A 12355-nucleotide genomic window follows, 5' to 3' on the forward strand; every position below is an offset into this window, starting at 1 on the left:
GCGGCCGAGGTCAGGCCAGGCGCTCGGGCACTTCGTTGGCCTGGCCGGTGAGGGTTTCGGTGGTGGCGACCGCTTCCCACGGAAACACGAACCAGCGCTTGTCGGTGGTGCGATCGATCGTCTGCACCGCATAGTCGACCGTTTCCTGCGACACCGCGTTGTTGATCATCACCGCAAAACGCAGGTTGTCTTCCACCGTGTCGTGCGCGCGGAGCAGGCGGCGGACCTGGGCAATGGTCCGGCCGGAATCGTTGATGTCATCGATGATCAGGATGCGCTGGCCGGCCTTGGTCATCGTGGCCAGTTTGACCAACAGTTCGTCGGCAAAACCGGGAACCTTGGCCGACTGGTCGATCGACAGCATCGGCACGTTGAGAATCTGGCTCATGTAAACCGCCGGCACCAGACCGCCACGGCCGATGCCGACGACGAAATCCGGCTTCCAGTCACCCGTGCCCACGGTTTGCGACAGCGTGCGCACGATCGCCAGGAAATCGTCATAGGCGATGTAATCGAAAACCGGCTGGGTCATGGCGCATATCCGCGTGCGAAGGGGAAGGTCTGTTGACAGATGCCTGCCGATGCGGCGGCCCCTGATTCGAAGAAGCCGCCCTTACAGGCTTGCTCAACTCGGGTCCATATAGTCCAGCGCGGCAAAGCTGTTCTGGATTTCCTGCAGCACGACATCGGCGGCATAAGACGTCGCGCGGGACGTAGCCGTACACAGCGCCAGCGTCATCGGCTTTAGCACCGGATCGGTCAGCGGCACGAACGCCAACTGGCCCGCGCGCACTTCATTGGCGACGTCGAGCGAGGTCAACAGGCCGATGCCGACCCCTTCGAGCACCAGCGAGGTGATCATCTGGATATTGTCCGACGAAGACTTGCGATCCAGCGGCATCTTCGATGTGCCGGCCAGCACCTGGACCTGCTGGGCCACCGCGAGTGGCGGGGCGGGCAGGATCATCGGCATGCCGGCGCAGGCGGAAAACCGGGCGGAACCTTGCCGCGCAAACGGGTGATCGGCCGGCACGACAAAACCCAGGCGGATATTGGCATAGGCCAGCACGGTGAGATCGCGAAACGTCTGCGGATCAAAGCAGATGCCGAAATCCACCTCGCCACTGGCGATAGCCCCGCGAATGTGTTCGTTGGCCATGACCCGCACATCCACCGAAATGCCGGGATAGCGGTTCTGGATCGCGCGGAGGCGCGCCGGGATATAGCCCTTGGTCAGCGCGTCCATGATCGCCAGCGTCACATGCCCGCGCTTGAGCCCGCGCAGATCCTCGATCTGGGCGCGCACCTCGCTCAGTCCCTTTTGCCAGCGGGCGCCGGCCGCCATGACAATTTCACCCGCTGCCGTCAGGCGCAGGCCGGTGGGCAGGCGCTCGAATAGCGGCATGCCCAATTCCGCCTCGGCATTGAGGATCTGGCGGTCGATGGCCGAGGCCGAGACATTGAGCTCGTCGGCCGCCTTGCGGATCGAACCGAGCCGACCAACGGTCATGAAATAGCGCAGGAAGCGGGAAAACGCTGGCATCTAGGGCTCTCTAATTTTTGCAACGCTCTGTCAAATTCATTGTGATTGATTGCAACACACTATGTCCTTTAGCAAGTTCCAGACACAAAATATCATTCAGGGAACGTGTTTTGGGGCGTATCACGGCAAGACTCTCCGGCAGGCCGGCCGGGGGCAGGAAAAGGCTTGTGGCCAGAAGCCGTGCGGTCTGCGCGGCGCTGGCCCTGGGCCTTTTTGCCGCTGCGCCTGCCGTGCGCGCTGCCGAGCCGGCGCTTCCGGTGGTCCCGGCAGTGCAGCCGATCCCGGTCAAGGTCATGGTCATCGCCAACTTCGAACCGGGCGCCGACGTTGGCGATGCCCCCGGTGAGTTTCAGCTCTGGGCCGAGCGGGAGCATTTGGACGAGGTGATCCCGGTGCGTGGCGCGTTGCACCCGCTGCGCCGCAATGCGGCTGGCCTCTACGGCATGGTCTGGGGCGACGCGCATTCGCTGGTGGTGACGCCAGAGGTGCAGCTGATGGCCCTGCTGCTCGATCCGCGCTTTGATTTCACCCACACGTATTGGCTGTTTACCGGCATTTCCGGCGTCGATCCGCAGGTCGCCTCGGTCGGCAGCGCAGCCTGGGCGCGTTGGGTGGTGAGCGGCGACGCATTGCGCGAATTTGCCGAGAGCGAGGTGCCCAAAGGCTGGCCCTATGGCCTGTTCGCGATCGGCGCCAAGGCGCCCGGGCAATTGCCGCAGGCGGCAGACAGCTTTGCCGGGATGAGCGATACCGGTTCGCTGGGCATGGCCGTGCCGCTCAACCAGGGCTTGGCTGACTGGGCCTTTGCGCTGAGCAAGGACACACCGATCCCGGATACGCCGGCGCTCAAGGCCGCGCGCGCGCAATGGAAAGGCTTTCCCCAGGCGCAGCGCCCACCGTTCGTGCTGATGGGCGAAACGCTGGGCACGCTGCGCTATTGGCACGGCGCCGGGCGCACGCAGTGGGCGCGCGACTGGGTCAAGCTGTGGACCCATGGCCAAGGCCGCTTTGTGATGACCAACATGGAAAGCCAGTTGATGGCCGGCACCATGCTCGCCGCCAGCCAGGCTGGCCTGGTCGACATGAAGCGGGTGATGGTGCTGCGCAGCGCCAGCAACCCGTCGATGCCGCCGCCGGGCCATTCGCCGCTCGCCAGCGTGGGTGACGAAGGGCCGGGGCAGGTGGCGGCGTACGAGGCGAACTATCGCGTAGGCGCGGTGGTGGTGCACCGTCTGCTTGCCGACTGGGTCCGTTATCGTGACAGCGTGCCCGATGCGGCCCAGCCATGAACGGCACACAGTGACCCACCGACGCGCCATGGTGTCGCTGGCCCTGGCCGGCATGGCATTGGCCCTGGGCAGCGCGGCGCCCGTCGCGGCGCGTTCGCTTGGTGGCGATGCCACGCGCAGCGCGCAGGTTGCGGCGATCATGGCCAAAGCTGCGCGCGATCCGGGCGAATTGCGGCTGTTCCTGCACCGCATGCCCAAGGGCGGCGATCTGCACAATCACCTGTCAGGCGCGCTCTATGCCGAAGACATGATTGCCTGGGCGGGCGCCAAGGGGCTGTGCCTGTCTGCCGATGGCAGCGGGTTTGCTGCGCCCCCCTGCGCGCCCGATGCCGATATCGCGACGCTGACCCGCACCGAGCCGGCGCGCTATGCCCGGCTGGTGGACAGCCTATCCACGCGCGGCTGGCAGAACGGCGTGGGCGCCGCTGTCATCAGCGGGCACGACCAGTTCTTTGCCACGTTCGATCGCTTCACCCCCGCCTTGCTGGGGCAAGACGCGGAGGCGATGATCGCCGCGCGGCGGCAGGCGGCGGGGGAGGGGCTGCTCTATCTGGAGCTGGATCACAATCCACCCGGCCTGCTCGAAACCGCCTTGGCCGCACCATTGCCGCCGCTCGACAGTGCCGGCCTTGCCGCGTTCCACGCCGCCGAGGCGCCGCGCCTGCTGGCGCAAGTGCCCGCCTTGCGCGCGCAGATCGATGCCGAAGAAGCCGCTGCGCGAACTGGCATGCACTGTGCCACACCGCAGGCCGAGCCTGGCTGCGGCGTGGCGGTGCACTATCTTGCCTGGGCGCTGCGCGACGTGGCGCCAGCTGCCGTGTTTCGTGCACTGATCCTGGCCTTCGCCCTGGCAGAGGCCGATCCGCGATTTGTCGGCGTCAATATCGTCCAGCCCGAAGACTGGCCAGTGGCACGCGCCGATTACGATCTGCACATGGCGATGTTCCGCTTCCTGGCGCAGCGCCATCCGGGCGTCGCCATCTCGATGCACGCGGGTGAACTCGCCTTCGGCCAGGTGCCGCCGGCAGACATGCGCGATCATATCGCCAAGGCGGTGGCGGCCGGCGCCCGGCGCATCGGCCATGGCGTGGATATCGCCTATGAAGACCAGGGCCGCGCGACGCTGGCGCAGATGGCGCGCCAGGGCGTGGCGGTGGAGATCAACCTCACCAGCAACGCCGTGATCCTGGGCGTGAAAGGGCCGGCGCATCCGCTCTCGCTCTATCGCCGCCATGGCGTGCCGGTGGTTCTTGCCACCGATGATCAGGGCGTGCTGCGCACCGACATCACCAACGAGTTCCAGCGTGCCGTGCAGGAGCAGGGCCTGGGCTATGGCGATCTCAAGGCCATGGCGCGCGCCTCGCTGGAATACAGCTTCGTGCCCGGCGCCAGCCTGTGGCGCGATCGCCATGTCGGGCAATGGGCCGCGCCGTGCAGTGGCACGGGGCAGGCTACCTCGGCCTCGCCGTGCCGCGCGCTGCTGGCGGCCAGCGAGAAGGCGCGCCTGCAGATGGCGTTGGAACAGCGGCTGGAGGCGTTTGAGGACGACGCCATCAAAGCCGCCGCAGTGAACAACAAAAAGTCATAAAAACAAGATCATGCCCAGGGAGGGGCGTGAAGGCAGAAAAACAGCAACGGACGGCACGCCCATAGCGGCGTGGCCCGATCATGGGGGTTACGAAGAATGAGCATGTTTCAAGCACGGCTGCACCAGCCCAAACCCGCGCGCCGCGCGATGGTCGCTCTCGCTCTGCTGGCGGGAACCGCGCTGGCCCGGCCAGCCCTGGCCGACCAGGCCGCACCGGCACCCGAAGCCGGCGATGAAAAGCCCGAAATCGTCGTGTCGGGCTCGCTCGGCGCGCTGCCGCTGAAGGATGTCGGCTCGGTCTTCGGGTTCGACAAGACGCTGGCCGAAACGCCGCGCGCGGCATCGTCGGTAAGTTCGGAACAGCTCGAACGCTTTGGCATCACGCAGATCTATGACCTGGTCAGCCAGGTGCCCGGCACGTTCACCAGCTCGTTCTTCGGCACCGGCGGCGCGCTCGACATCCGCGGCACGCCCGGCGAAGTCTATTTCCGCGGCATGCTGCGCCTGGAAAATCCCGGCAACTATCCCACCCCGATTGCTGCCGCCGATCGCATCGACATCGTGCGCGGCCCGGCCTCGCCGATCTATGGCCCGTCCAAGACCGGCGGCTACATGAACTTCGTGCCCAAGACGGCGCGCGCCGCCAATGGCACCTATGCGCCCGATCCGCATGGCTTCATCGCCTATGACACCGGCAGCTGGGCCCGCAGCGTGCTCAAGGGCAGCATCACTGGACCGGGTCGGATCGGCGATCACCAGTTCGGCTACAGCCTCTATGCTGAGTCCGAGGATTCGGGCAGCTATTACCGCAACATCCACCCGCGCAACCTGGTGCTCTCGGCCGCGTTCGACACCGACATTACCAGCAACCTGCGCACCGAATTCGGCGGCATGTATCAAAAGTTCCGCGGCCAGCAAAACGGCGGCTGGAACCGCCTGTCGCAAGACCTGATCGACAACGGCAATTACGTCACCGGTAATGCCAGCAATTACATCACTGACAAGAATGGCAACCTGGTCAATATCGCTGCCGACGGAATGATCACGCGCGCCGAAGCGCGGGCGGCCAACGGCGGCAAGGGCCTGAGCATCTTCGGTTCGTTTGGCTGCGGCGGCGGCATCGGCGCTTCGGGCTGGACCGACGCCTGCCTCAAGGCCAACTATCCCGACCTCGCGCTGGTCAACCCCGGCACCACCAAGCTGAGCAAGCGCGACACGCTGACCGGCCCCAATGACAAGCTCAACAACGATCAGAAGACGTTCTATTTCGACCTGATCTGGACCGGGCCGGGCAAGCTGGAGATCAAGAACCAGGTCTTCTACGACGGCACCAAGAACCTCAACGAGAACTACTACGGCTTCTCGCAAAAGATCGATTCCTACGTTCTGGAAGACAAGGTGGTGATCAGCGACAGCTTCACCACGTCTGCCGGCAAGTTTTCGATCCAGGCAGCCCCCTCGCTGCGCTACACCAAGTTCAACTTTGCCGATGACTTTGGCGTCGAACTGTGGAACCGTCCCGATATCACCACGGGCTATACCGCGGCATCCACCCGCCAGCTTTCCACCGACTGCGATTGCAACTATTCCGACTATCTCAAGGGCCACTATCTCGACGTCGGTCTGGCCGGGCTGGTCGATGCCGATTTCGATTTCGGCCTCGACGTGATTGCCGGCCTGCGCTGGGACCATGTCCACGCCACGTCCACCGCGCTGCTTACCAAGTATGATCCGGCCGATTATCCCAGCGTGGCGCAAGCCACCGGCAACAACAGCGGCCTGTCGTGGAACGCCAGCGTTTCCTACAAGACGCCGATCGGCATCATTCCCTATGTCACCGCGTCGCGCCAATCGACGGTGGTCGCCGGTGAAGGCGCCGAAATCCAGCCGACCGCGATTGCCGGGGGCACGTTCCTGTCGGCCTCGCGCCTCTATGAAGCCGGCATCAAGGGTGAGTTCCTCGACAAGCGGCTCTATGCGGCGCTGTCGGTCTACAAGCAGGAGCGCACCGACGTCGTTTCCGATAGCCCGCTGACCAACCAGTCGATCCGCACCAAGGGCGTGGAAGCGGAACTGCGCTGGGCGATCGACAAGCACGCGCTGGTCACCGCGAACTACACCTATATCGACGTGGTGAATATCTCGGCGCTCACCAGCGGCGGCTATTTCAACTACTTCGGCATCGGTGACATGGTGAACGTCAAGGATCCGTCGCTCTATCTCGGCGGCAGTCAGATCGGCTACCTGTTCCCCTCGACTAACGCCCAGGCGCGGCGTCCCGGCATTCCGCACAACGTGGTGTCGGCAACCGGCACCTATGCCTTTGACAACGGCATCGCGATCAACGCCGATGTCAGCCACGTGGACTCGGTGTTCTCCAGCTATAGCCAGACGGTGCGCCTGCCGGCCTATTGGCTGGTCAATGCCGGTGCTTCGTTCACCACCGGTCACTGGATGTTCCGTGCCGTGGTCAAGAACCTCAACAACGCGCGCTATTTCCGGGCCGGTGGCCAGGATCTGTTCGGGGCCGATATCGCCCTGCCGCAGGTGCCGCGCAATTTCCAGGCGACCATCCAGTACAAGTTCTGATCCTCAGTACAGGGCGGCGATATTTTGCCGCCCTGTCAATTGCCTATCGGATATTCATGATGTTGCAGATGAAGGGCCTGCGCCACGCGGCCATCGCCTTGGCGCTCGCTGGCATGGCCACTGGCGCCCGTGCCGCCACCACTCCGGCCGTTCCGCCTGCGGTGGCCAAGGCCTTGCGATGTGCGCCGGGCGCAGCCTGCGCGGCCAAGATTCCAGTCAAAGTGGTGATCGTCACCATGTTCGAAGTGGGGCAGGACACGGGTGACGCGCCGGGCGAATTCCAGTTCTGGCGCGAGCGGCGCAAGCTGGACGTGCGCATTCCGTTCCCGCAGTCGCACCATGATCTCTATTACAATCCCGACAGCCAGATACTGGGCATTGTGACGGGCATGGGCTCGATCCGCTCGGCCACGGCCACGCTGGCACTGGGGCTCGACCAGCGGTTCGACCTGTCACACGCCTATTGGCTGGTCGCCGGCATTGCCGGGGTCGATCCGCACCAGGCGACGATCGGCTCGGCCGTGTGGGCGCATTATCTGGTCGATGGCGATCTGGCGCACGAAATCGATGCCCGCGAAATCCCCGCCGATTGGAAAAGCGGCTATTTCGCGCTGCATTCCAATGGGCCCAATGACACAGTACGCGACAAGCGCCCGCAGCAAGCGGACGAGGGCGAGATGTTTGCACTCAACCCCGCGCTGGCCGATTGGGCCTATGGCCTGACCAAGGACATCGCGCTGCCCGACAGCGCGCAACTGGCCGCCGCGCGCGCGCCGTTCACGGGCATGGCCCCGGCGCAATCTCCGCCGCGCGTGATGACCGGCGACAATCTGGCCGCGATGACCTTCTGGCACGGCGGCATGATGACGCAGTGGGCGCACGATTGGGTCGATTTCTGGACCGGCGGGAAGGGCGTGTTCGTCACCTCTGCCATGGAAGAAACCGGCACGTTCCAATCGATCGACTATCTGGCGCGGATCGGCCGGGCCGATCGCGACCGGGTGATGGTGCTGCGCGGCGCGTCCAACTTCACCATGCCGCCGCCCGGCGTGGCGCCGGCCGACTATCTGCTCAAGGAAAACAACAACTATTCCGGCATGCGCGCCTCGCTCGAAGCGCTCTATACCGTGGGATCGAAAGTGGTGGATACGCTGCTGGCCGATTGGCCGCGCTATGCCAAGGCGCCGCCCAAGTGAGCAACGGCAGCCTGCATAGCGGGGCGATCATCCATGCCGATGTGCTGGCAACGATGGACGATGCCGGCACCGAGATTGCCGATGGCGCGCTGATCTGGCGCGACGGCGCCATCGTTGCCTGCGGCCCCACTGCCGAGCTGGCGCCGCAACTCGCCGGAATCGAGGCAATCGACGCGCGCGGCTGCGTCGTCACGCCTGGCCTGGTCAACACGCACCACCACCTCTACCAGTCTCTCACGCGCGCGGTGCCGAACTGCCAGGATGCCTCGCTGTTCGGCTGGCTCAAGACGCTCTACCCGATCTGGGCGCGCTACACGCCCGATGATGTGTTTGCCGCCACGCGGCTAGGCCTGGCGGAACTGGCGCTTTCAGGCTGCACCCTGTCTTCCGATCATCTCTATCTCTTTCCCAACGGCGTGCGGCTGGAAGACACGATCGCCGCGGCGCAGACCATCGGCATCCGCTTTCACCCCACGCGCGGGGCAATGAGCGTGGGCGAAAGCCTGGGCGGCCTGCCGCCAGACAGCCTGGTCGAGGCCGAACCGGCCATCCTCGATGACATGATCCGCGTGATCGATGCATTCCACGATGCCGGCGAGGGCGCCATGGTCCGCGTCGGCGTGGCGCCGTGCTCGCCCTTTTCGGTAAGCCGTGAACTGATGCGCGATGCCGCGATCTTGGCGCGCGACAAGGGTGTGATGATGCACACCCACCTGGCCGAAGACGCCGACGACGTGCGCTATAGCCTGGAGAAGTTCGGCTGCCGCCCCGGCGACTATGCCGAGAGCCTGGGCTGGACCGGGCCGGATGTGTGGCATGCCCATTGCGTGCAGCTCGATCCCAGCGAAATCGCGCTGTTTGCCCGCACCCGCACCGGGGTGGCGCATTGCCCCTGCTCGAACTGCCGCCTGGGATCGGGGATCGCGCCCGTGCGCGCCATGCTCGATGCCGGCGTGCCGCTGGGCCTGGGCGTCGATGGTTCCGCCTCCAGCGACAGCGGGCACCTTTTGGCCGAGGCGCGCCAGGCCATGCTGCTGCAACGCGTGGCTGGCGGGGCCGGTGCGCTTTCCGCGCGCGAGGCCCTGCGCATGGCGACGCGCGGCGGCGCCGAAATTCTCGGTCGGTCCGATTGCGGCCAGTTGCAACCGGGCAAACGCGCCGACCTGGCCATCTGGCCCGTGGCGCAGATCGCCTCCACCGGCAGTTGGGACGCGCTGGCAGCGCTGGTCTTTGCCCCGCCGGCAGGGCCGCACGACGTCTTCGTCGAAGGGCGCGGCGTGGTGCGCGGCGGCGAACTGGTGCTGTCGCCCCAGGCAGAGGTCGTGGCCGGCGCGCAAGCGGCGCTCGCCCGGCTGATGGCATAGGAACGGATGATCGGCATGACGGAGGCAGCCATGGCAACAGCAGCGATACCCGAAAGCGCCGTGCCCCTATTCGGGCCGACCGACGCGCAACGCCGCGACCCGGCCTATGTGCCGCCGCTGCCCATGGCCTTGGCACTGGGCGTGCAGCACGTGCTGGCGATGTTCGTTTCCAACATCACCCCGCCGATCATCGTGGCCGGCGCGGCCGGGTTCGGCTTTGGCTCGTCCGATCCTTCGGCGCTGATCTACATGATCCAGGCGGCCATGCTCTTTGCCGGGGTCGCCACGCTGTTGCAGACCGTGGGGCTGGGGCCGATCGGCGCGCGCCTGCCGCTGGTGCAGGGCACCAGCTTCGCGTTCATCTCGGTGATGATCCCGATCGTTGCCGGCAAGGGCGTGGAGGGCATGGCCGCGCTGACCACTGCGGCGTTCCTGGCCGGTCTGCTCCATGCCGGGCTCAGCCGCCTGGTCGGGCCGATCCGCTTTGCCCTGCCGCCGCTCGTCACCGGGCTGGTCGTGCTGATGATCGGGCTGTCTTTGGTGCGGGTTGGCGTCGAATATGCCGCTGGCGGGGTAACGCTGCGCGGGCTTCCCGCCTATGGCGCGGCGTCGAGCTGGCTGCTGGCGGGCGTTGTCGTATTTGCGACGCTCGGCCTCAAGTTCTTCGGGCGCGGCGTGTTTTCGACCGCTGCCGTGCTGCTTGGCCTGCTCGCTGGCTATGGCGTAGCGCTGGCTATGGGCCGCGTGGACTTTGCCCCCGTGGCGCAGGCGCACTGGCTGATGCTGCCTCGTTTCCTGGCCTTTGGCTGGGAACTGTCGCCCTCGGCGATCCTGGGTTTCTGCCTGATCGGCTTCGTCTCGTCGATCGAATCAATCGGCGATGTCGAGGCGATCTGCGAAAACGGGGCAGGGCGGCGCGCCACCGATCAGGAAGTGATGGGCGCGGTGGCCGCCGATGGCGTGGGCACCGCTTTGTCGGCCCTGTTTGGCGCCATGCCCAATACCACGTTCAGCCAGAACGTGGGCCTGATCGCCATGTCGGGCCTGATGAGCCGCTTCGTGGTGACACTGGGCGCGTTGTTTCTGATCCTGTGCGGCCTGCTGCCCAAGATCGGCGCGGTGATCACCACTGTCCCGATCGAAGTGCTGGGCGGCGGGGTGATCGTGATGTTCGGCATGGTCGCGTCCTCCGCGCTCGCGATGCTCTCCAGCGTCGCATGGAACCAGCGCAACATGCTGGTGGCCGGCACCGCGCTCTCGGTCGCGCTTGGGCTCCAGCTTGAGCCTGAGGCACTAGGCCACCTGCCCGAAACCGCGCGAATCTTGCTGTCATCGGGTGTCATGCCGGTGGCCGTGATTGCGCTGGTGCTCAACCTGGTGCTGCCCAAAGAGATTTAACCGCGCACATTTTTGCAACAGAGTGTGAGAATCATTGCGTTTGATCGAACACCGCCCCGCCGCCATCATGGCGCCATCGCGTTGAAACGATAAGGTAATGCTGCCCATGGCCACGGCCCCGCTCGTATCTTTCGAACCGCTCCTCCCACATGGTTGCACCTTTACGCCGCGGGATTGGGCGATCCTGTCGCGCCATTGGTATCCCGTTGCCCTGGCGCGCGAGGTAGGCGAGGCACCGATCAAGGCGCGGCTGCTCGATCAGCCTTTGGTGCTCTATCGCGCCCAGGACGCACTGGTCATCGCGCCTGACCGTTGCCCCCATCGCGGCGTTCCGCTCAGCATGGGGCGGGGCAACGGGCGCGGGGTCGAATGTCCCTATCACGGCCTCACCTTTGGCTCCGGCGGGCGCTGCGTGCATATTCCGGCGCAACCGCGACGGTCGATCCCAACGCAGTTCCACCTTCACACCTACCCGGCGGTGGAGCGTTATGGCCTGATCTGGACCTGCCTCGATCCTGCAGCGGGCGCACCAGACGCAGACGCGATCATTGCCATGCCACATTGGGAAGAAGCAGGCTTTCAGCAAATCGTTTGCCCGTGGATCGATATCCGCGGCTCGGCCGGACGGCAGATGGAAGGCTTTCTCGACGTCGCGCATTTTGCCTTCATCCACAGCGAAAGCTTTGCCGATCCCGATAATGCCCAGGTGCCCGATTATCGGCCGCGCCGCACGGCGCAGGGTTTCGAGGCGGAATACTGGAGCAACGTTGCCAACTACCCGAAAGGCGTGGACAAGGCGCCGCCGGGCTTTCGCTGGCTGCGCCACTTCCGCTGCCATGTCCCGTTCACGGCCACGCTCGAAGTGCATTTCCCCGGCGATGATCGCCTGGTGATCCTCAATGCGGCATCGCCGGTTTCAGCCACCGAAACCCGCCTGTTCGTGCCGATTGCCCGCAATTTCGATACCGATCAGCCGGTGCAGGGCGTCTATGACTTCAACCGCCAGGTGTTCGAGGAAGACCGCGCCATGGTAGAGGCGCAATGGCCCGCGCAACTGCCGCTCGATCCCAGCGCCGAAGCGCACCTGACCGCTGACATGAGTTCGATGTTCTACCGCCGCGCGTTGCGCGACCTCGGCCTGCGTGGTGGCTGATCCGACAGGGCAGGGTTGGCGGAAGGGGTGGGATTCGAACCCACGGATGCTTGCACATCGGCGGTTTTCAAGACCGCTGCAATCGACCACTCTGCCACCCTTCCGGCGCGCCGCCGATAGCGGTTGTCATGCGATGCGCAAAGAGGTTTTGCACGGCCATCCCCGCAAAATGCGCAAATAGGGCGATTTTCGGCAGGCTTGGTGCCTCACCCTGGCGCGGGGGTGTTCCATTGTC

General features: G+C 65.3%; 9 protein-coding genes and 1 tRNA gene. 7 read left to right on the top strand and 3 right to left on the bottom strand.

Annotated features, from left to right (window positions below):
• Positions 1 to 10: 10 nt before the first annotated feature.
• On the bottom strand, positions 11 to 532 hold the full coding sequence (locus ABIC78_RS07025) for a phosphoribosyltransferase (RefSeq protein ID WP_168351044.1): 522 nt from the start codon (positions 530 to 532) through the stop codon (positions 11 to 13).
• A gap of 93 nt (positions 533 to 625) precedes the next feature.
• Positions 626 to 1543, bottom strand: a complete 918-nt coding sequence (locus tag ABIC78_RS07030) for a LysR family transcriptional regulator (RefSeq protein ID WP_022676735.1) — start codon at positions 1541 to 1543, stop codon at positions 626 to 628.
• Between the two features lie 167 nt (positions 1544 to 1710).
• Here ABIC78_RS07030 and ABIC78_RS07035 point away from each other — a divergent pair, with 167 nt between their 5' ends.
• The 7 genes from ABIC78_RS07035 (at position 1711) to ABIC78_RS07065 (ending at position 12120) form a co-directional block, all read left to right on the top strand.
• Positions 1711 to 2832 carry a purine nucleoside permease gene (locus tag ABIC78_RS07035; protein WP_354488524.1) on the top strand — a complete coding sequence of 374 codons (1122 nt, stop codon included), beginning with the start codon at positions 1711 to 1713 and terminating at the stop codon, positions 2830 to 2832.
• 10 nt (positions 2833 to 2842) lie between these two features.
• Positions 2843 to 4420: an adenosine deaminase family protein gene (locus ABIC78_RS07040; RefSeq protein WP_354488525.1), complete on the top strand. Its 1578-nt coding sequence runs from the start codon at positions 2843 to 2845 to the stop codon at positions 4418 to 4420.
• Between the two features lie 96 nt (positions 4421 to 4516).
• Positions 4517 to 7009: a TonB-dependent siderophore receptor gene (locus ABIC78_RS07045; RefSeq protein WP_022677677.1), complete on the top strand. Its 2493-nt coding sequence runs from the start codon at positions 4517 to 4519 to the stop codon at positions 7007 to 7009.
• 59 nt (positions 7010 to 7068) lie between these two features.
• Positions 7069 to 8205, top strand: coding sequence for a purine nucleoside permease (locus ABIC78_RS07050; protein ID WP_233253895.1), 1137 nt, complete (start codon positions 7069 to 7071; stop codon positions 8203 to 8205).
• On the top strand, positions 8202 to 9569 hold the full coding sequence (locus tag ABIC78_RS07055) for an 8-oxoguanine deaminase (protein WP_354488528.1): 1368 nt from the start codon (positions 8202 to 8204) through the stop codon (positions 9567 to 9569). The genes ABIC78_RS07050 and ABIC78_RS07055 overlap by 4 nt, the downstream gene beginning before the upstream one ends.
• 15 nt (positions 9570 to 9584) lie before the next feature.
• Positions 9585 to 10967 carry a uracil-xanthine permease family protein gene (locus ABIC78_RS07060; protein ID WP_354488530.1) on the top strand — a complete coding sequence of 461 codons (1383 nt, stop codon included), beginning with the start codon at positions 9585 to 9587 and terminating at the stop codon, positions 10965 to 10967.
• Positions 10968 to 11073: 106 nt separating this feature from the next.
• On the top strand, positions 11074 to 12120 hold the full coding sequence (locus tag ABIC78_RS07065) for a Rieske 2Fe-2S domain-containing protein (RefSeq protein ID WP_354488532.1): 1047 nt from the start codon (positions 11074 to 11076) through the stop codon (positions 12118 to 12120).
• 16 nt (positions 12121 to 12136) lie between these two features.
• Here ABIC78_RS07065 and ABIC78_RS07070 read toward each other — a convergent pair.
• Positions 12137 to 12224, bottom strand: a tRNA-Ser gene (locus ABIC78_RS07070).
• Between the last annotated feature and the right edge of the window lie 131 nt (positions 12225 to 12355).

It is taken from the genome of Novosphingobium sp. 1529, from assembly GCF_040544855.1.
Taxonomy (GTDB): Bacteria; Pseudomonadota; Alphaproteobacteria; order Sphingomonadales; family Sphingomonadaceae; genus Novosphingobium; species Novosphingobium capsulatum.